The following is a 20,637-nucleotide window of genomic DNA, read 5'->3' on the forward strand; positions in this document are numbered from 1 at the left end:
CCTTTACTTCAATTGTATGTGCTACACTGATGCTTGTGACGACAGTTTTTTGATGTGTCAAATTTGAGTATTTCATCGAAAGGTATACAAAATGCCACGCTATAAGATATTTACAAAAGACAAGCTTGATTCAACAATAGCGGTCGAACGGAGCTATCCAGCTTTCAAAGTCATCGAAGTCGCTGAAGATATTGCTGCTGAGCTCGCGAAATCCTACCCTCTTCAGAAAATCCCAGAAGTTACGGAACCTAAACTCGCAGCGCCGCTTTCAACACTCGCTGCTGCCAATGATGATCGTCGAGGAAGGCGGGATGTCATAGTCCAGTTCAAGTATCCGGTTGGCCCAGAAACTATAGCCAGCATAGAGAGTTTGGGCGCAAGCATCATAGGACACACCGGAAATTCGCGCCTCATAGCTGCAGTCCCTAACAAACGTGTTTTAACTACACTGAAGCAGAATGAACATGTTGCAGGGGTCACACCACATCGCGCATCGATCAACATAGATCCTTTGTTCTTCCAACAACTCATGGAGCAGAACGTTCCTGACAATCTCGAAGATGCTTTTGCGATACAGGAAGCGATGCCTCAAACGGCTCCAACTCGCAATCTGTCCGTACCAGGTGTTTTGGTGGTTGAATTTTTTACGGAGGAGGATGCTGAGCGCGGCCTGCGTCGACTGAAGCGAGAAAAGGCAGGAAAGGTAAATCTCATAGCTGACAATCGCTTGCTGGTCGATCTAACAGAAAGTAGCGATGTTCAAACAGACGCTTTGGCAATCTTCAAATGCGTCGGACTGAAGAGAGTATCCGAAAAGAAGGTCAAGCAGCTGTGTAATGATCGAGCCCGTCAAGTGATTGGCGATAGCATCGTAACCCAAGCGCCCCACAACAATCGTTTGACGGGCAGTGGCGAAATTGTTGGTGTTGCAGACTCGGGCCTGGATACTGGTGTCGCTGCCACGATCCACCCTGATTTCAGAGGAAGAGTTACGCACATCGAAAGCTGGCCAATTGCTCCGTCTTTCAGTCCATTTGTGATCAATGACGGGGCAAATGATGGCGCAAGTGATGATTTTTCCGGGCACGGCACCCACGTGGCCGGATCGGTGCTAGGAGATGGAAGTCGTTCAGTCACACTCGGGCTACCTCCGATTGAAGGTGTGGCGCCGGCCGCACAGCTCGTATTTCAAGCTATTGAACAACGACCGCAATGGACGCAGGCTCAAACCATACAATTTCTGATCAACGGTCAACAACCTCCAGCAAGCGGCCTTTATGGAATACCAGACGATCTACGAGTATTGTTTCAGAGTGCGCACACAGCGGGAGCGCGGATCCACAACAATTCATGGGGGGGAGGCGTACCCGGGGCGTATGACGAGCAATGCGAAGACTTGGATCAATTTGTTTGGGACAACAAAGAATTTCTGGTGATCGTCGCGGCCGGGAATTCGGGCACTGATCAGCAGGTTCCTCATGGACATATTGATCCGTCGAGCGTCGATTCACCCGCAACCGCGAAGAACTGTCTGACTGTAGGGGCTTGCGAGAACGAACGCAGCGATGAATTCTCTGACAGGTACTCTGAGTGGTGGCCTGATGACTTCCCCCACCCAAGTATTAGCGGCGATCGCATGGCCGACAGCAACGATGACGTCGTGGCGTTTTCAAGCAGAGGCCCTACAAATACAGGACGGCGTAAGCCTGACGTCGTGGCACCGGGGACATTTATCCTTTCAACACGCTCTTCCATGATGCCCCCTAATAACTTCGCATGGGGCGCGTTTAACGCAGCAAAGAACGATTATATGTACATGGGAGGCACTTCGATGGCTGCCCCCTTGGCGGCCGGCAGCGCGGCATTGCTTCGTCAATATCTGCGAGAGAACCAAGGTTTCCCCACACCTTCTGCGGCTCTTTTGAAGGCTGGCATCATTCATTCCGCACAGTATCTTGCCTATCGTTTTGCGGCCCCTGATGCACAGACACCAGCTGACAACGAGCAAGGCTGGGGTCGAATAACGTTATCCAATGCAATTGACTTGGAGAACCCTGGGAACGTCTTTTATCACGATGAAATGGTCGGCCTCCAAACCGGACAGGATCGCACATTCACAGCCTCTCTTTCATCGCCGGGTGAATTGAGAATAACCATGGTATACAGTGATTTCCCCGGTGAGCAGCTTGTGAACAATTTGAACCTTCTCGTGTTCGACCCGAACGGAAATGCGCGAATTGGAAATGATTTTTCAAACACTGGTATGTTTGACGATTTGAACAACGTCGAAGGGGTGCTAGAAGCCAATGCAATGGCCGGTGATTGGACCATTTCTGTGGTCGCTTCGGATGTATCGGTCGGACCGCAGGACTTCGCACTAGTGATCACCGCTGGAAACGAGGTTTCGGTAACATGAGCTTTCCGCAGACTGTAATCACATGCCCAAACAACGGGATCTTTCCGAGTCCAAACGCTGCGCTGCTCAGGCAGCGCAGCCTGTGAACACACCAAATTAGCTCATTCCAATTAAAAGACAGCGATGTAACTAATTGGCTTAAGTCACTTTATCCACCGGTTCAATTTTCTCGCAGCGTATCGACAAATCGCGGACGAGCATGTTTGGGTTATCATCTGCCAACTGCTGCGCATCTCTATATTCAGATGCGAATTCTCTATCGAACGGATAGCCCATTGGTCGTGTATCAGGATAGCGATCCCGCGCCCCACAGAAGCTCATAGATCCACAAGCTCCGTCCTCGGGCACATAGTCTATGCGCCAATCGGTTACCACTACGACTAGCTTAAACCCCTGCCCTTCCTCCTGACCCCGCGGAAGCAAAAGGTGATGCGGCCAACCGCACGTGCAGTATCCATCATAATCTGCGGGGTCTGAGGGGGTGATGATGTCCGTAACGTTGCTTGGATCAATCACTCCGTTAGGAGCGTTCCGATCCTTTCTGATGACGGAAGATTCAGTATCCGCCCGATAAATCATTGAAGTTGTGCCACCTGCGAGTGTCGCCTTGAACTTATCCATCTCGATCCAGCGTCGCCGCATGGCGCGATCAATTCGACCATCTTCCGGCCCAAGGAATATTCGGACTGTTACGTCTCTTTCATCCGCATTTTCGTTACTAACCGCTAAGACGTAGCCAAATCTTTCGTGTTGTAAATACGGATACTTGAAGACTGTCTCTTTGCCATCTACGCCAAACATTTTGAAGCGGCCAAAATTCATATCGGTAAGGAGTTCAGATGTGGTGGTGACTTCATGGTTACTGCCATTATGCACGAACTTATGTGTCTTATCCTCGATTTTATTCGCATCACCGAAGGCAGAGGGCATCCATTCCTGCGGGTCTACATCTTGGAGTTCAGAAGGCATTCCACTTTCTCGGATCAAGGCAACATCCGTAACTGACACAGATCGCGGTGCATCTGAAAATTCATGCGGTTCAATCCGACGCTGATAAGCATAGTGAATATCATCAATATGCTTGTGCCAGCGCCAGAACATAGGGTCGCGCAAATTGGAATGTGTATGCCACACAACGCCTTCGTCCTGATTACCGGTAACGGCTGCTGCGATGATGTAGTGGCCGCCGCCGTGGTGAGAGTAGAACCGCAGGTCGACGGAGTCTTGATTAGGTTCGTTTGCAGCTCCCAAAAGGTCAGAACCTTTGTGGCCCTCTAACTCGATAAGGGTCGCTCCGTTCCTGAGAATACCGGACTCCGCGGCGTCTAGATTCCGATCGCGCCGGCGCTCCAGCGACATAATGTAGCTTAGATCATCGAAGGTTGCATCGGCTGGGCGCTTCACAAACATCTGACCGCCCACCACAAGCTGTCCCGGATCATACCCTTCTGTCATTGCACTGCGATAGTCATCATAGGGTTGCACAGGAGGCAACCCGACCGACGCTCGCTCACAATTGTATCGTGCGAGCATTTGCTGATGCATGTAAAAGAACATTTCGCCCTGTCGGTCCCGAACTTCACCTCCGGGCCATACGGGTCCATTCCCATTTCCGGCCGGAAACCCGTTGTAAACAATGTGCCAATGCTCATGGTGTTCATTCATGAGTGCATCTTCGCGCCACCAGTTAACGGCATTCTCCTCTTCAGGTGTTGCTTTGCTTCCGATTTCGAATTCTCCGTCTACAATCTTGGCGGCATCCGATGGTGCCATTCTGGAGAGCAAGCTGGGCATCGTGTACATTCGACCCTTGGGATGATGGGTCATAAATAATTTCAGTGCATGCCAGACCAAACCTTTGCCATGAAGAGCCGAGAGTTCATCAATCTTTTGGAACAGCCCATCCAGTTCGCCATCACCGTCCTTATCGGCCAAGAGCGCGAATTGGGCTGCCACCTCTGAGGCTTTTCTGTTCGCATCAAGATCGAAGACCGAAAAACTACCGATGCCAGCGCCCGATGCTGCATCGTTTTGTGACAAGGTATTTAATGTTTTTTCCCCGTGCGGTAAGCCTTCAATCTGTGGTGCCCCCACACCCAAAAAAGAGTTTATCTTCGCTTGAACGAGATCAGATTTGTTAGGCATTTGAGAGTCTCCTAATCTATCGAATTTTGAAAACCTTTGATGACGTTTCTACTGTGTTCGTGGATAAGGCATGCGCGTTAAACTATTGAACGCACACTCATGCGAGGTGATTAAGTGTAGTGCATCAGATGTATCTGATTTCGCTGTCTTGAATTTGCAGCGAACGGCTTGAATATCGGCATAAAATTGGATCATTATCCTCCATTTATTACAAAGATTTGTCAATAATACTTGCTGTCTAAAAAAGACATGAAAGTGACCGTATCGTCATTCACGCCGCAAAAAGGTGCGTGCGTGGGATAAGTACAATGACTTTAAGATACTCTCTTTTCCAACCGGTAGCGGGTGGTAGCATGAGGTTGGGTCAGAGGACGTGCATACAAACTGTCTCTGGATTTTCATTGTGACGATGAACTGGACATCCACTTAATTTGGAGTCCTGGAACTTCATAGCCAAAGACTGTTTTGTCTGATCCCTGCAATTTGCTTGCCTCGCAGATCAGGTCGAAGTCATAGCCGAGATCCAAGGATGTTGCAGGTTTTAGTGTGCTCTCTTTTTTAAACGACAAAGAAGCTGACAAAATCAAACTGAGTTTTGCCAGGGGATTGTAACACAAGAACTTTCTGTGAGTGCTAAGCCGTGCCTTCAGTGCCCAAAACGACCCTATTGGCAAAAATGCTGAGGCCTGGTTTCGAATACGAAAACCCGCCAGCGGCGTCGCAACTTTTGGAGCCGAGTCTTCGTATCTATGATTGTTGACTACGTTTCACATAGCTTCAAGTTTCAGGAGAAAAAAGTGCTGGGGAAGAATTCACTTCGAATGAGCCTACTCGCAGGCGCGCTAATATCCAACACTGCCGGCAATGTATCGGCCCATGGTGTATGGATGACAGAACGTTACGGTGCCTACACAATCGTGTACGGGCACGGTTCCGCGGACGACGCTTATGATCCCGCGAAGATCAAGACTCTGAAGCTGTACAGTCAAGGTATGACTGAGATGGGTGTAAAGCGAGTAGATCATTCGACACATGTTTCGTTCGAGCACTCGAACGAAATGGCAATCGCCGCATTTATGATGGACAACGGATATTGGAGCAAAGCTTCAAACGGGAAATCGGTGAATAAGCCTAAAACCGAGGTTGAGGGCGCAATTTCCGGTGGTCACTACCTCAAATACGGCGTTTCGCAATTCGAACCATTGAGTGATGCTCCGAAACCAGTCGGGCACTATTTGGAAGTCGTTCCTCTGTCGGATCCGATGTCCCTCCAGGCAGGAGATACTCTTGCCGTAAAAGTCCTACTTGCGGGCGCGCCTGCGGCCAATGTTCGTATCATCCCTGACTACCTAACAGATGGGCACAATCGTTCTATCAAAACTGACGAACAAGGCATCGCTGAATTCTCTATCAGAAACGACGGTCTGAACGTCGTATCCGCGGTTTTCAAGGAAGAACTCGTTGAGAAGACACTCGCCGACACGGCTGAACATCTCGCGACCTACTCCTTCAACCTATTCATCGAATAGTCCGGTCACGCTGCCTGCTCAATAAGGCTAAATATCTGTGTTCGCCCCTATAGATGGGCCATTTCAAAGAGGAGCGTGAATATGCCCTATTCGACCTCATGGCGACAATGGATTTATCCAAGTCTCAAAGCCTTTGCGGTGACATGTGTTGGCGGCATAGTTCCTCTTTTTAACCCAACCGCCGCGAATGCCCATGCGCTGAGTGTATTCGTTACTCTAGACTGTGCATCCATTGTAGTCGAAGCTAAGTATTCCAACGGGAAAAGAGCGCAAAAAGGAACAATCTCGCTGTTTGATGACAATGATATTCTCTTGAAAGAACTGCCGATAAGCTCAGGCAGCGCTACTCACATACAACTTGGGATACCACTTGCCAGTCGGGGTTTCAGGGTCGTAGTCGATACCGGTAGTCACGATGACTATTGGATCGTGACGCCCGACGACCTTAACGACAGCTGCGGACCGGGTGAGTTGTAAGCAAAACGGAAAGTGACCTGGGAAGCCACTCGCCCAGACTTTTATGAGTTCACACGGTCGGCGGGTATGACGGTTACACCAGAAATAGGAAGGGGGCTTGACCGCCGCAATCGCCGTTTCCGAGCTCTGTCAATCTGCCTGTAATATGAACACTAACGTGATGGGTGGAGCGAGGGGCTGGACGAGGGGGTAAAAGCCAGCCCCACAATCCTGGGGTTTGCGGAGTTGTGTGTGCTTACTCCGTTAACCTAAAAATACTGAACTATACGGGCTCACGAAATTGGGGTTTCCCCGTATTCCGTAGAATTAATCTTCCAGACACATTTCAGACAGAGCTGGAAGATACCAAGAGGACGCGGCGCGCCCTGAGGGGATTAGCGATTTCAACGAGGGGGTACGAGTTGGGCGCGTCGTGCAATATACCCGACCAGTGTTCGTTTCCTGTCGGCCTTACCTTTGGGGCGAGAAGTAGGAAAATTCTGAACAAGAAAGACCTGCTGATTTTGGCTGCAAATCAATGTTTGTGCCCTGCAATAGCAGAGCAGAAATCCGTCTTACAGGGATATTTTTCATAAGATCAGACTGCGATGTCTTGCCCATCCACGCCTTCAAAAAGAGTAAATCCGCTTTTGTTGGCTCTCATATTTTGAACAGTGTAAAAAACCGAAAAGATAGCCTCTTAGTATATATCAGCGACCAGTAAACCCGACTTTGCTGGATTAGTTTCTTTGTGTTCTTGGCGCTCTTTACTACTCGTTAACCAAACCGCCGTCATTGTCGTTCCAGACAGGAACGCAATCGGTGCGAAGATGAAAAACCAAATATTGGAGCGAATGAAAGGCGTGATAGCGGGGGATCCGAAGAGGTTCGGCAAACTGGTCAAATACGACGGGCAGGACGGGTTCTCAGAGGATGCGCTGAAAGGTTTGGAAGACTTGAACGCCCGGATGCCACCACCTGATGCAATAACTGAACCCGCGCACCAACCGTCCTATGTGTATCGTGACCGGTTATCGCCAAAGAACGCAGCGGGGGGCGGTTTAGTCAAAGATGATGATGGAGCAAAACGCCCGCATTACTGGGGGCACCGAGAGCGATTGCGGCAACGGTTCATCAAAGGTGGGCATGACCCGATGCCCGAATACGAATTGCTGGAACTGCTGCTATTCAATGCAATTCCGAGGATCGACGTTAAACCGCTGGCTAAGCGACTTCTGGCGGAGTTCGGTGACTTGAACGGTGTTATTGCAGCCTCAAAGCACCGGATTCTGAAAGTTGAGGGGGCTAACGATTGGGTCTACTACCACCTACGTGTTGTTGAAGCCTTCGGACACCGGATGGCGCAAGCCCAAGTGATGAAGCGGGATGTGGTGTCGTCATGGGACGCTTTAGTGAACTACTGCCGCACCGCAATGGCGCATCGTGAAATCGAGCAATTCCGCGTTTTGTATCTCGACCGAAAAAACGTTCTTATTGCTGACGAGGAACAATCGAAGGGTACCGTCGACCACGTGCCGGTGTATCCGCGCGAAGTTGTCAAACGGGCCCTGGAACTGAACGCTAGCTCGTTGATCCTGGTTCACAACCACCCTTCGGGTGATCCGACCCCAAGCAACTCAGATATTCTCATGACCGAACGCATTCAGGATGCCTGTAATACAATGGGCATTCTTATCCACGACCACGTTATTGTCGGGAAGAAGGAAGAATACTCTTTCAGCGCAAATGGGTTGCTAACGCGAGTTTAGAGGCCTAGCTCAATAGTGAGCCTTTCTTATTGAGCTATGCCCTAATTGATGAAGCACATTCTTGCCGCTGTAACTTTTGTCCTCGCCACATCCTCCGCTGCCGGCACCCTTCATGTTCGTGATGCTGACACCATTGTTGTTGATGGTACGCCTGTTCGCCTAAACGGTGTCGATGCCCCCAAGTTAGGGTCCAGACCCGGCCAGAATGCGAAGCGCTGGATGGTCAATTTCCTCCGAGGCAAGTCCATCGCCTGCGAACTGAACGGAGAGCGCACCTATGACCGATGGGTCGGGATCTGCTACGCAGATGGTCAAGACGTAGGGGCGGCTGTAATTGCTGCGGGACACGCGTTAGACTGCGCGCGGTACAGTGGGGGCAGGTACAGGCATTTGGAGACCCCAGCGGCGCGGTCCCGGCTCAAGCGAGCAAAGTACTGTAAATGATAAATAGGGCAGTCATGAAGAATCAAAGGTTGGCTGTTTGGACTTGCCATTTCTTGGCTATATTAGCGGTCCTGATATTGGTCAGGTATTCCTTGCCACTAAGGTTTTTCGAAATCGAAGTCCTGGACGTCGATTTCTTGCCTAAGCCGTTTGTATCCCACGGGGATTACGTCCGTTATGTGTTGATAGCTCTAGTGATCGTTTTAATGCTGCTGCGGAACCAAATACAACGCGACGGCTAAGTTGAAGTCGACAAATAGGAGGATTTTGATTTGGAAGGTTCTTCAGGCACTCTCGGCCATGACATCATAGTCTTCGTGCTGGCTACGTCGGTTCCAATTGTCTTGTTTTTTGGGCTGAAAAACCGAAACCAAGGCGATGGCAAGGGGATCGGATGGAGTTTCATCCGTTTCATAGTAATCGCCTTGTCGCCGCCGATTGTCGCAATATTGGGGTTGAACAACGCTTTGGACGGTACGGCTTCAACACTTATCGCCGGTGCAATGGGTTATGCCTTCGGTAAGGGTGAGAATTCACAATAAGGAGGCGAGAAGATGTCATGTCGCAAGTCTTCGGACGCAAAGGTTCATCGCGCTGTCGTCACTGCTTCAATCGAGACCGTGGCGCTGTTCACATATCAAGATGAACGCGGAGAACCGGCGATTGATGTGCGGGTCAAACTCGGGTCCGACAATGGGAACTATGAGAGCGTATTGATTCCGATCTACGACTTAGATGTCGAGATAGAGGGCGCGATTTACGAGGAATCCTTTGAGCAACAGCGTGTGGCTGTGGCAGAGGCGCTGCGCGATCTGGCTGACAGTATTGAGCGGGGGCAGGCTGACAGAAAGTTCCCGGAATAGCGCGCGTTTAGCGCCAATAGTCCTGCAAAAAGTAGCCAAATCGGCTAACCACACTTTCACCTTCGACTTTACCGCCGGCTGTCTCTAACCGTTTTTCCAACACTCAGGATGAAACTTGAACAGAGCGGTTTTTTCATTATTCTGGCGTGCTCGATAGAGCAACCAAATGGAAAGTATTGCAAGATGACCGTGCGCTCGATTTCTGATCTCTCCGACTTTCTCCACGATTGGTATCATGACGATGAGCTGGGTTTGCCGTACCTGTCGGGCAGGGCTAGGAGATGCGCTGCGCCTCCACTCATTGAGCTCTGGCAAGCCGTCGGACGCTTGACATTACCTTATGAACACGGTCGGGTCGGCCCTTTGGCGAAGCAAAATCGGCTGGTTTCACCGGGCCGGCTTGAGCAGCAACATGGCTATATATTTTTCGCTTACGAGAACCAGCATGTTTCGCGTTGGGCCTATCGAGAAAATGACCAATCTGACAACCCAATCGTCTACTATGACAGCTTTCGGGGTGACTTTAAGACCGCCGGAATTAGGTTGTCAGAATTCCTTATTGAATTCGTTTTGGACGAGACGGTTTTTTTTAGTTGGGATGACGATTTGACCGGAGATGAACAGAAAAATCTGTACCAGTCATGTGACAAAAATTTACTCGATCGGAGTGACTTCTACCGCACCAATGCAGATCTGACGGCGCTCTTGTATGACCATTCGCCAGACGAATACCTCTTCATTGGGCAGTCCGAACGAGCGCGAAAACTCTGGAGCGTGATTGGAAGTCGTCTTTTACAGCAAAACTAAAGTCACCAATTCGATAGCCGGCGACCGGTTCTGTCGCAAATTCCTTGGCAGGCTGAGGAGATGGCGAATGTGGGTCTATTATCCTGCCAGTTCAACAAACTGCTGAAACGTAGAGAGACCAGGGTTCTACATGGCTCTGGGGGGCGCGAACATGTGCGCACGTTCTGGCGGTTTGTTCAGCACTTGCTGCACTTTACTTTTTCGTGCGCGGGATTGGGGCAGTCGCCGATTTAATTGACACCGCCACGACAATCGGAGGGGCCAACTGCCAAGGTCAAATCGGGGGATGGTGATTCTTCTGTCAAAGTTAACAATAGGGAGCAACGATGCGGTTTTTGGTGTTCATCATGGCGCTGGGACTGTTGGCAGAGTTCCGGGCGGACGTGAACGGCAAGCCTACCGTGATCGGCTGCTACTTCCGAAGCTTAGATGCGGTCGATGATGGCCTCTGCAAGAGTTCACAATAAGGAGCGCCAATGTCCGGTTTGCGGGGCGGTCTCAATGGATCGACGCAACACTTCACTTCGAGAGCAAAGATGGAGTGTTGGAATGGCCTATCGACGTCGAATTTATTTTACAGAGCAGCAAAGGGCGGAGATCTGGGATCGTTGGCAACGCGGAGAGTCGATGAGCTCGATTGGTCGACTGTTTGATCGGAACTCCTCGTCGATCTATCCGCTGCTGGCACGGACAGGTGGTATCCGCCCGCCGAAAAGGCGGCGTTCACGACTGGCGATGTCGCTGGCTGAACGTGAAGAAATCTCTCGGGGTCTGAAAGCCAGGCTATCTTTTCGTTCCATTGCCCGTCAGCTTCGTCGAGCGCCATCAACGATCAGCCGGGAGGTGCGTCGTAATGGCGGGCGACGCGTCTATCGTGCGGCCAGCGCAGACCTGGCGGCCTGGGATCGGGCTAAGCGGCCAAAGCTCTGCAAGCTGGCGGGGCAACCGCAGCTCTGTCACACAATAGCAAAGAAGCTCGAACGCAAATGGTCACCGCAGCAAATTGCAGGTTGGTTGAAGCGCGAGCATCCCAACGACGAAGGCGCGCGCGTGTCTCACGAAACGATTTACAGAAGCCTGTTCATCCAGGCCCGTGGTGTTTTGAAGAAGGAATTGCTTGCACATCTGCGCGCTACACGTGCCATCCGCCGATCCCGGCATGCGAGCCTGAAGCGCGATGGGCTCGGTCAAATCAAGGATGCGATCTCGATCCGGGAGCGTCCGGCCGCGGTCGAGGACCGCGCGATCCCCGGCCATTGGGAAGGCGATCTCATAGCGGGCTCAAAGAACAGCTTCATCGCGACGCTGGTAGAGCGGCGCACGCGCTATGTCATGCTCGCGAAGGTGGGTGGGAAAGAAACGCAGACTGTCGTGGCTGCGCTGACCGCTCAGGTCCAGCATCTGCCGAGAGAGCTTCGCCAGACTCTGACTTGGGACCGCGGCAAGGAACTGGCCGATCACAAGAGCCTGACCTTGGCCACCGATATCGACATCTACTTCTGCGACCCGCACAGCCCCTGGCAACGTGGCACCAACGAGAACACCAACCGGCTTCTGCGCCAGTACTTCCCGAAAGGTACTGACCTCTCCGTGCACACCCAACAACATCTCGATGCCATAGCTCGCGAACTCAACGAGCGGCCCAGAAAAACCTTGAATTACTTCTCACCGGCAGAGAAGTTCCAAGAGTGTGTTGCGTCCATCGGTTGAATCGGCAGGCAATGCCGCCGTGGGTTATTTCGACAAATCTTACAGCTTTCGATAAAGATGTCGGTATTAGCACTGCCAAAGGAACCAACTAGCCATGCCAATGCCGTGGACCTATCGGCACGCCTCTAAGGAATGGCGCGCTTTTCTCAACGATGTGAAAGACCGCATGTGCCTAGAGTCAGATAACATGGCTTACACGGCCGTTGATGCGGTGTTTCAAGTTTTTCGGCGTCGTTTGAACGCTCAAGAGGGTTTGGAATTCGCAAATGTCTTACCGAGCGTGCTTCGCGCGATTTTTGTTCACAACTGGGATGTTTCGGAGCCTCGCGCGGCATTTGAAAACCGAGAGAGGCTCATATCTGAGGCCAAAGCGGTACGTGTGAACCACAATTTAACACCGGACAATGCAATTGAGGCAACGGCGTGGGCAGTCCGTCGCTGTACCAATGGAAGGGACTTTGACCGCGTTTTGGCGAAACTCCCGGTTGAAGCACGCGACTTTTGGCGTGTCGATGTTGGCGATCCTACTGAGCTGGAGCAACGGATCGTCTAGCTAGGTTGCAGTATCGGGCTGTTCGGGCTCGAAGCAGTCATTAGAGTTAACGACGCTTGGCGAATATCGGCTTTGCGAAGTTTACTGCGTGGCCGTGAATGCTCAGAACTCTTCGTGGTCTCGCATTGGGTTGTCGAGTACACGGTAGCTAACCGTACAGGTTACGAACAACCCACCGCAAACCTCCATCTGATGATCACTCGGATGCGTCACGCTTAGCCGCATAAGATCATCAAATGCGCCTCTTGTAGGCTGTATTACGTTTGAGGAATAACTTGGGCTCATATTAGAATTAGCCGTTGGCAACGAGTTGATCGCTCTTTGCGCTAGCGTACATAACCCAACCCACTTATTTTTTTAAGTTTGGCTGAACCGGGCAACAATAGCACTAAAGTTTCGAGCCGCTGCAACCATAGATTGTCGGGCCCCGTATAGTGATCTGTGACACTGCAGCAATCAGAGCAACAGTTTGATGCCTGAGACAACGCTCAACGGCGAATCAAACTATTCCAATTGGAGAGCTGAAACAAAAAGAGGAAATATGAACGTCTTGTTTTGCATAAGCGGAAGTGTCGTTGCGAAAAGCGGGACAGGCATCGTGCCTTCAGTCGGCACGGAAGCCACCATACGGATGGAGACCTATAAAGAAGGGATGGAAGCGGGGACTGTTTTGAAATTTACCGTCAGTGAAGATTTTCCTCCGCACTACGATTACACGGCCGACGCGGTGTATGTTAACTTGATTGATTGGGATATTCATAAATTTCCCGAGGATGCCGACGATTGATCAAACGGAGGCGAAACGGGGCATTTATCCCTTTCGATAGCTATGCCGTTGAAGCGGTCTTGTTCGGTGGCGTTGGCAGGCAGCACTGATCTGCAAGCTACGCGCGTACCTTAGTCAGTTTGCTTCCCGAGAGTGTAAAAGCATCGTTTCCAGCCTTAGGATTCGCAATGACCTACGCTCGCTCTTGTTTGAAAGATTAGTGCGCAATCAACGTCCTTGTCTGGATGCTGTGAGGTAGCAGGTGAGATGAAACCAAAAGGCAGTCTTGGATCGGACGAAACAGGCTATCTTTCATTTAACGAATCTGCTAAATGAAAATTTATGAGCCATGTGTCATCCTTATTTGCAGCATTGAGCGATCGGTGTCGTCTTGAAGTGATCGAGGCGTTGATGCGCGACGGGGAAAAATCCGCCGGAGACATATGTAAGATGTTCGACATTTCCGGTCCCGCCATTTCGCGGCACTTGTCCGTGTTACATCGAAACGGCCTGGTTAATCGGAGAGTTGCAGGGAAGCACCGCTTCTACTCAGTCCGGCCGGAGGCAATACGGCGCGTGGCAGATTGGACACTCAACCATCGTCAATTCTGGGAGTCCAGTATGGATCGCATAGAGATTGCCCTGCGTGAGGACAACACATGACCGACGTTGTCCGACTTGAACGAGTCATGCCCGCTTCGGCTGTCCGGGTTTTCGAAATGGTCAGCCAGCCGCAAAACATGGTCCGGTGGTGGGGGCATGACGATATGATTGTTCCAGAGCACAATCTGGATTTTTCAAAACCTGGTCCGTGGTACGCGATCATGGAGGCATCGGACGGAACGCGTCGGCAAGTATCTGGAGAAGTGACCAAGATTGAACCACCGCGGTTGATCGCCTTTACCTGGGCGTGGCACGAAGGTGGCCCTGGTGGGCCGCGCGGGATCGAAACTCACGTAACCATCGAAATCGACGCCGTCGATGAAAACCGCGCAAAGATGGTGCTCTGCCATTATGACCTCGGGACAGATTCAGCGCGCGCCGGTCACACAAAAGGCTGGCTGTCCATTTTTGAAAAACTCGAAAAAGGGTTGGCATGACGCCGCCTACAATTAGGAGAACCTCAAATGCCCAACTTCGTATTTGCTTATCACGGCGGCGGAATGCCCGAAACGCCGGAAGAAGCTGAGAAAGTAATGGCAGCCTGGCATGCCTGGTACGGCAAGATGGACCAAGCTGTTGTCGATGGCGGCGCCCCGGTTGGCATGTCCAAAACCGTGACGGTGTCTGGCATCGAGAACAACGGCGGATCAAATCCATTGTCCGGATATACAATCGTTAAAGCTGACACGATTGAAGCGGCCTGTGAAATGGCTCAAGGCTGTCCGATCCTTGATGGTGGTAAAGGCACAGTGGAAGTGGCACCAATTCACGAGATGTAAGCTGCTGACATCATGACTGGGCCAGCGTCAAATCGCTGGCCCTATCATTGCGACGTTACTTTATTGAGGGCCCAGACGATAAGCGTGCTTGTTCACTAAACCCTGACTGATGCGGGTGAGCTAATATTGCCTTGTTCGTCGGTGTTTACAAAGGCGACACCGCGGCGATTCAAGAAGGTCCCGCCATCTTTTTCACCGGATTTGACGTTCAGTTTCAGAGATTGAGTTGCCAATGCTTGATCCTCGTTTTTGAGTGTTTCGATGAACATGGAAGAAACAGACATAGAGAATTTGTCCCTTGGCGAAGAATTAGTGGCCAAAGTCATGTTCCGCTTTCTCAGTCAGTTTCTGTTTTGTTAAGCGCACAAAGCGCGGGTTTCGGCGTTGCGCATTCCCTCTTGTGTGGAAGTATCAATCGCAGCCATTGCTACGTAAATCTGATCGGGAACAACTTCCAGCAGCAGACTCAGCATTCGCTAGACGCCAATCGCGGCAAGCCTCCACTGCTTGTTACTCGGCCTCATACCTAACACCCAAAAGTCAGCATGCTTCGCCTTTTTGTGGTGCAGGTTTCTGCATTGGTCATTCCCCCTACTTCGACTTTGGTTTCGGATCGGGGGGCAAGCCGGGCAGTTTCGTGCCCAGATCCAACACATTTTCGAATTCGTCAGGTTTGCGTCGTTTGAATTGCGAACAGTGCGGCGTATCAGGTGTTCGCCCCGCCAATCGTATGTGTCTTGGTTGTTTATTTACCGCCTGGTGTTTTCAAAGCTTCGGTCTGTTGCGCACTGTCCTCAAGTGAACTCAAACCCTTGTCGTTGCTCGCCATGTTAGCAGCCTCGTCCAATTTTGCGTCGTTAACACGGTCAATGTGTTGGCGCAAAGTGTCCGGATCTAAACCGGATAGCTGGGCGCTTTTGTCGATACCCTTCATGCTGTCTTCTCTTGCAGTGTTTCAGTAAAATGTCCGCACCTGGCTGCAAGCGAGCTTGGGCCGGGAAACGGTCAAGCCGTTTGGGGTTTCAACCAATTGGCTAAAAACGCTCATTTCATCCTCCGTTCAGTATCTTCTGAGTGAAGAAACACCGCTTCGTAGTCTTCTAGTTGAATTGGGATATACGGGAACCGGTCGCCGTGAGTTGCATGACTTGTTGGTCTATCTGCTTGATCGGCAAGTAAGGCGTTGAAAGCAAAAGCGCGTGCTGAAAACTGAAAAACAGGTTTTGAGACAGGCAACCAAAGATAGCGGCGGCTGGATTAGTCTCTCGCGGGGACACGGTCCTGGCCGAGTGGCGCAGGATTTGCCCTTACCGTCCATATTCAAGTTGAGAAGAAACAACCAGCAAGCGACGGGCAGAAACTAAACTCGACGTTCAAAAAAACCATCTTTTCTCAGCAAGCCTGAAGCTACGTCAGTTCCTGAAAGAAATGGAATAGTGAAAGTTGATTTTGGGTTTCAAGTGTTGGCAGTTGCTACAGCACATGCGCACAGGACGAGAGGTGGACGTTCTCTGGGACGAAGACGCAAGCGCTGTAGCAACTAACCTTGGTTGTCAGGCCACTCCCTGACACACGCATTAGTAGAGTTGTGAGCGAGTAAGCACAAGGTAACCGGGAGCACCGGTGCATAACGTCTTCGTGTGCGAAACTGCCCGGCCGTGAGCTAGAGCAAAAGAAAAGAGCGGCTTTCGCGGCCCTGCCCTTATTTACTCTGTGACGCCGTCGTTGTTCGCTGATGGCGCAAATGTCTTTGTAAAGCGCCTCGCCAAGGGAACAATCGGTCCGCGTTCGTTCATGGTGAACCTCCCGGTGTATTGGGAAAGAAGAGCGGAAACCACCGCTCGACTGCGTCCGGCGGAAAAGCAAGCCGGAGGGGAGCACGATGGCTCGGAGCCACGAGCATCCCCTGTTTCATGAGTGCGGATGTGACCTTGCGGGCAGCGCGCTCCTCAAAGTTCGTGAACATGGGGATCTGTGCGCGTTCCACTTGCCCGGCGAGTGCGGCCTTCCGAAATAGGTCATTTTGCAGAAAATAGAACTGACAACGGTGCCATTCGCAAAGAAGTCAGCTTGGCCAAGGTTTACGTTCTTAGCTCTGCTGCTTACAAAACACGGATAACTAAAAGCTGGTAAAATGAACCACCGTCTAACCACCGCGATCCGAATTGCCAAAGCTGCAAACGGCATCCTAGTCAAATCTCGAAAAATTCCAAGTCCTCATGAAACTGAGCATTGGGATAATGACGGCTTCGATCATAGCGGTGTCGAACCCATGCTCTTGGCTTTGGCGATGGAATTGGCTTTGAAGGCGTGGTTCGTCTTCGACCACAACAAACCAAAAGCCCCTAAGGTACATAACTTGGACAAGCTTTTCGAAAAGCTAAAGCCTGAAACGCAACATAGACTGAACCAAGAATTCAAACGGTCTGTAGCGCCATTGTATCCAGACTTTTCTTTCGTGGATTACGATCTTCGCAGCGTCCTCTTTCAGCACCAAGACGCTTTCATAGATTGGCGTTACATCTATGAGGTTGAAAAAAGCCTATCATTCAGAAACGGGACTTTTGATGCAGCGGTTGAGATGGTGCTGACAGAGTTTCGTAAGCTTTACGTTGAAGTACCAATACCGGTCCTTGGTAACCGAAGATCTAGGTAGCGTGGCCAGAATACAACGATAGTGAGCTGTTAGGCTGCATAATCAAGGCAAGTCGAGAGCCCACCTTGGTGCTGCTAGTTGCCTAATTCCCGGACAGCGTCCTAGTCGGACTGAATGGCGGCTCAGGGCTCTTTTGACCAATCGGGGGCACCGAAGAGGATGGCTGCATCGAGCCCATACTAGCGAACAATGCGCCAAGCGCGGATGTCGGTTCTTTCAGACAAGCATCGGCTCGCGAACCATGTTCAGGTGCAGTTCAGAGCTTGTATAGGGGTTGGTGCGGATGGCCTCGTCGTTGAGCTCAATGCCCAGACCCGGCGCGCTTGGTGGGATGACATATCCATCTTCCCAGCGGAAATCGGTTTTCACGATGGACATGTAAGGCCCGTCAAATGTGCCGATGCTTTCCAGTATCAGGAAATTGGGCGAACAGGCCGAGATCTGTATATTTGCAGCCGCAACAATCGGACCATTGTATAGATGTGGTGCGATCTGGGCCTGACGGGTTTCAGCCATGGACGCGATTTTCTTGGCTTCCAACAGGCCGCCGACGCGCCCCAGATTCATCTGCAGGATCGAGGCGGCTCCCACCTCAAGAACACGGGCAAATTCGTGTTTTGTACACAGGCGCTCACCGGTTGAGACGGGGATTGATGTGTAGCGGGCAATCTCGGCCATATCAGCAGGGTTTTCCGGCGTTGTCGGCTCCTCGAACCAGAGGGGCTCGTATTTCTCCAACCGCCTCGCCATCCGTTTGGCACCGGATACGGTGAATTGACCATGGGTGCCAAACAGAAGGTCAGCGCGGTTGCCCACGGCATCGCGCAGGGTACGGCAGAAGGCTTCGCTGCGGTCCAGATCCTTCAGGCTGGGCTGGTGGCCATCGTAAATCGTATACGGGCCTGCGGGGTCGAACTTGACTGCCGTGAACCCTTTTTCCAACGCCTCCAGCGCAATGTCGGCAGCGATATCGGGGTCATTATAAACATTGGGGGTGGTAGGATCGGGGTACACATCCCCCGATGTGGGATAGAGATAAGTATAGCTGCGCAGACGGTCGTGCACTTTGCCACCCATTAGCTCATAGACCGGTTTGTCCGCTGCTTTGCCGATAATATCCCAGCAGGCCATTTCCAACCCGCTCAGAACGCCCATGACCGTTACATCCGGGCGCAGAGTGTAGCCAGCACCATAAGTGCGGCGCCAGAGCTTTTCGATATGATGCGGATCTTCGCCCTGGAAATGCCGCTCAAATGCATCCAAGGCCATGGCAGCACAGAGATCCGGTCCGAAGGTGGCGTTGTAAACTTCACCAACGCCGGTGACACCGCAGGCGGTGGTCAGGCGCAGAAAGATGAAATAACGCCCGCCATGGCGCGGAGGAGGATTGCTGACAACGAAAGTTTCGATTTTGTCCAGATACATAGTATCAGCCCCTTGCTGCAGGATCAGAGTTGGCCTGCGTCTTCGAGAATGAGATCAGCGGCGCGCATCGCCAGCATGATGGTCGGCGCATTGGTGTTGCCCGAGGTGATATTGGGAAAGGCCGAGGCATCCACGACTCGCAGGCCGGAAACCCGATGCACCCGCATCCGGGCGTCCAGCACGGAATCCGAGGCGTCATTGCCCATGCGGCAGGTGCAGCTTGGATGATAGTTCGTCGTGGCGCGTGCGCGAAAGTTTTCCAGCAACGCATCGTCATCCATCGGTGCGATATCCGGCGCAACGGGTGCCTTTGTGACCCGTGCAATCGATGGCGCGCGAGCCAGCTGCTGCAGCAGGCGTCCGGCGCGGATGACATCGGCCCGATCCTGTTCAGTTGCCAGTGAATTCGGTTGGATCAGCGGTGCGTCGTTTGGGTCAGCCGAGGTAATGGCAATGGAGCCGCGGCTGGTCGGGCGACAGGGCTGGATGCAGAGCAGAAAACCGGGATCTCGGTTCATCACCGGGGGCTTGCCTCTTGGGATTTCGTATTTGGCGGGGTTGCAGTAGATTTGCATGTCGGGAACAGGCTGATCGCTGCCGGACCGTACAAAACCGCCGACGTTGTTCAACGGCACGCTAAGCGGCCCCTTGCGCGCCAGAAAATACTGCAGGCCGGCCAGCCCCTGACCGATTTTCCAGCCCAAGGTCGCGTTCAGCGTAGGCTCGGTGGCCTCATAATAGTGACCGATTGTCAGGTGATCCTGCAGGCCCAGGCCCACATGGCCAAGATCCTGCACCACGGGGATACCATGAGATTTCAAGAGCTCGGCCGGGCCGAGGCCGGACAGCTGCAGCAGTTGCGGTGAATTGGTTGCCCCTGCGCTGACAATGACCTCTCGCCGGGCCATCGCGACAAACTGCTGATGCCCCTTGCGATACCTGACACCAGTTGCGCGCAGCCCATCGAAAGTCAGCCTTTCGACAAGGGCATTTTTTTCCAGCTTCACGTTGTTGCGTTTCAGCGCCGGGCGCAGAAATGCATCCGCCGCTGACCAGCGCCGCCCATCACGCACGGTGCTGCGAAAAAAGGATAGCCCCTCGCCGGTTGCGGCATTCATATCTTCGTTTACGGGCCAGCCCAGATCCTGCCCGGCTTTCAGGAAGTAGGTTCCAAAGGGGTGCATTCTGTCTGAGAGATCCGACACAAAAAGCGGGCCATCGCCAGTTTGGATCCCTTTTGATATTCTGGTCTCCACTCGCTCAAATGTCTTACGAGCACTTTTCCAGTTCCAGCCTGTTGCCCCGGCGGTTTCCCAGTCGTCAAAGTCATGGGGCAAGCCACGCACATAGGCCATCGCGTTAATCGAGCTGGAACCGCCAAGAGTGCGGCCGCGCGGCCAGTAGATGCTGCGCCCGTTCAGGCCGGGATCTGCCTGTGTGTAATACTGCCAGGTCACGCTTGGGTTGGAAAAGGTAAAGGCATAGCCAAGCGGCATCTTGATCCAGGGATTGTTGTCGGCCCCGCCGGCCTCGACGACCAGAACTCGAAAGGATGTGTTCTTGCTCAGCCTGTCGGCCAGAACGCTGCCGGCAGATCCTGCCCCTATGATGATATAGTCGAATTCCATCGCCATACTGGCTCCTCTTTACAGAGGA

General features: G+C 52.1%; 21 protein-coding genes. 16 read left to right on the plus strand and 5 right to left on the minus strand.

Annotation, left to right across the window (positions count from 1 at the left end):
• Positions 1 to 91: 91 nt before the first annotated feature.
• Complete coding sequence (locus tag ACXAGD_RS22790) at positions 92 to 2,416, plus strand: S8 family serine peptidase (RefSeq protein WP_475214393.1); 2,325 nt, start codon at positions 92 to 94, stop codon at positions 2,414 to 2,416.
• 138 nt (positions 2,417 to 2,554) lie between these two features.
• On the opposite strand, the gene ACXAGD_RS22795 is transcribed toward ACXAGD_RS22790, so the two are convergent.
• Complete coding sequence (locus tag ACXAGD_RS22795) at positions 2,555 to 4,561, minus strand: hypothetical protein (RefSeq protein ID WP_475214395.1); 2,007 nt, start codon at positions 4,559 to 4,561, stop codon at positions 2,555 to 2,557.
• A gap of 749 nt (positions 4,562 to 5,310) precedes the next feature.
• On the opposite strand from ACXAGD_RS22795, the gene ACXAGD_RS22800 reads away from it, so the two are divergent.
• From ACXAGD_RS22800 to ACXAGD_RS22865, 14 genes are all read left to right on the plus strand, one after another.
• A complete protein-coding gene (locus ACXAGD_RS22800; protein WP_475214397.1) occupies positions 5,311 to 6,090 on the plus strand; it encodes a DUF4198 domain-containing protein in 780 nt (259 codons plus the stop codon).
• Positions 6,091 to 6,171: 81 nt separating this feature from the next.
• Positions 6,172 to 6,567: a hypothetical protein gene (locus ACXAGD_RS22805; RefSeq protein WP_475214399.1), complete on the plus strand. Its 396-nt coding sequence runs from the start codon at positions 6,172 to 6,174 to the stop codon at positions 6,565 to 6,567.
• An 833-nt stretch (positions 6,568 to 7,400) separates the two neighbouring features.
• Complete coding sequence (gene radC, locus ACXAGD_RS22810; RefSeq protein ID WP_475214402.1) at positions 7,401 to 8,315, plus strand: RadC family protein; 915 nt, start codon at positions 7,401 to 7,403, stop codon at positions 8,313 to 8,315.
• A 48-nt stretch (positions 8,316 to 8,363) separates the two neighbouring features.
• Positions 8,364 to 8,759: a thermonuclease family protein gene (locus ACXAGD_RS22815; RefSeq protein ID WP_475214404.1), complete on the plus strand. Its 396-nt coding sequence runs from the start codon at positions 8,364 to 8,366 to the stop codon at positions 8,757 to 8,759.
• A 272-nt stretch (positions 8,760 to 9,031) separates the two neighbouring features.
• Positions 9,032 to 9,301, plus strand: a complete 270-nt coding sequence (locus tag ACXAGD_RS22820; RefSeq protein WP_475214406.1) for a hypothetical protein — start codon at positions 9,032 to 9,034, stop codon at positions 9,299 to 9,301.
• A 12-nt stretch (positions 9,302 to 9,313) separates the two neighbouring features.
• Positions 9,314 to 9,622 carry a hypothetical protein gene (locus ACXAGD_RS22825; RefSeq protein ID WP_475214408.1) on the plus strand — a complete coding sequence of 103 codons (309 nt, stop codon included), beginning with the start codon at positions 9,314 to 9,316 and terminating at the stop codon, positions 9,620 to 9,622.
• Between the two features lie 183 nt (positions 9,623 to 9,805).
• The gene (locus ACXAGD_RS22830) at positions 9,806 to 10,429 is read left to right on the plus strand and encodes a hypothetical protein (RefSeq protein WP_475214412.1); all 624 of its coding nucleotides are present in this window, start codon (positions 9,806 to 9,808) and stop codon (positions 10,427 to 10,429) included.
• A gap of 326 nt (positions 10,430 to 10,755) precedes the next feature.
• Positions 10,756 to 10,896, plus strand: a complete 141-nt coding sequence (locus ACXAGD_RS22835) for a hypothetical protein (RefSeq protein WP_475214414.1) — start codon at positions 10,756 to 10,758, stop codon at positions 10,894 to 10,896.
• A gap of 82 nt (positions 10,897 to 10,978) precedes the next feature.
• A complete protein-coding gene (locus ACXAGD_RS22840) occupies positions 10,979 to 12,139 on the plus strand; it encodes an IS30 family transposase (protein WP_475214416.1) in 1,161 nt (386 codons plus the stop codon).
• A 100-nt stretch (positions 12,140 to 12,239) separates the two neighbouring features.
• On the plus strand, positions 12,240 to 12,692 hold the full coding sequence (locus tag ACXAGD_RS22845; RefSeq protein WP_475214418.1) for a DUF2267 domain-containing protein: 453 nt from the start codon (positions 12,240 to 12,242) through the stop codon (positions 12,690 to 12,692).
• A gap of 472 nt (positions 12,693 to 13,164) precedes the next feature.
• Positions 13,165 to 13,479, plus strand: a complete 315-nt coding sequence (locus tag ACXAGD_RS22850; RefSeq protein ID WP_475214420.1) for a hypothetical protein — start codon at positions 13,165 to 13,167, stop codon at positions 13,477 to 13,479.
• A 321-nt stretch (positions 13,480 to 13,800) separates the two neighbouring features.
• Complete coding sequence (locus ACXAGD_RS22855; protein WP_475214422.1) at positions 13,801 to 14,121, plus strand: ArsR/SmtB family transcription factor; 321 nt, start codon at positions 13,801 to 13,803, stop codon at positions 14,119 to 14,121.
• Positions 14,118 to 14,558, plus strand: coding sequence for an SRPBCC family protein (locus ACXAGD_RS22860; protein ID WP_475214423.1), 441 nt, complete (start codon positions 14,118 to 14,120; stop codon positions 14,556 to 14,558). The genes ACXAGD_RS22855 and ACXAGD_RS22860 overlap by 4 nt, the downstream gene beginning before the upstream one ends.
• Positions 14,559 to 14,585: 27 nt before the next feature.
• Positions 14,586 to 14,900: a YciI family protein gene (locus tag ACXAGD_RS22865; protein ID WP_475214425.1), complete on the plus strand. Its 315-nt coding sequence runs from the start codon at positions 14,586 to 14,588 to the stop codon at positions 14,898 to 14,900.
• 95 nt (positions 14,901 to 14,995) lie between these two features.
• Here ACXAGD_RS22865 and ACXAGD_RS22870 read toward each other — a convergent pair whose 3' ends face one another.
• Both ACXAGD_RS22870 and ACXAGD_RS22875 read right to left on the minus strand, forming a co-directional pair.
• Positions 14,996 to 15,226, minus strand: a complete 231-nt coding sequence (locus ACXAGD_RS22870) for a hypothetical protein (protein ID WP_475214427.1) — start codon at positions 15,224 to 15,226, stop codon at positions 14,996 to 14,998.
• Positions 15,227 to 15,645: 419 nt separating this feature from the next.
• Positions 15,646 to 15,834, minus strand: a complete 189-nt coding sequence (locus tag ACXAGD_RS22875; protein ID WP_475214429.1) for a hypothetical protein — start codon at positions 15,832 to 15,834, stop codon at positions 15,646 to 15,648.
• Between the two features lie 1,200 nt (positions 15,835 to 17,034).
• On the opposite strand from ACXAGD_RS22875, the gene ACXAGD_RS22880 reads away from it, so the two are divergent.
• Positions 17,035 to 17,556: a hypothetical protein gene (locus tag ACXAGD_RS22880; protein WP_475214431.1), complete on the plus strand. Its 522-nt coding sequence runs from the start codon at positions 17,035 to 17,037 to the stop codon at positions 17,554 to 17,556.
• Positions 17,557 to 17,772: 216 nt separating this feature from the next.
• Here ACXAGD_RS22880 and ACXAGD_RS22885 read toward each other — a convergent pair whose 3' ends face one another.
• Complete coding sequence (locus ACXAGD_RS22885) at positions 17,773 to 18,981, minus strand: mandelate racemase/muconate lactonizing enzyme family protein (RefSeq protein WP_475214433.1); 1,209 nt, start codon at positions 18,979 to 18,981, stop codon at positions 17,773 to 17,775.
• A 23-nt stretch (positions 18,982 to 19,004) separates the two neighbouring features.
• On the minus strand, positions 19,005 to 20,615 hold the full coding sequence (locus tag ACXAGD_RS22890; RefSeq protein ID WP_475214435.1) for a GMC family oxidoreductase: 1,611 nt from the start codon (positions 20,613 to 20,615) through the stop codon (positions 19,005 to 19,007).
• Positions 20,616 to 20,637: the final 22 nt, after the last annotated feature.

The sequence above is a fragment of the Ruegeria sp. ABF4_144 genome (assembly GCF_056160045.1).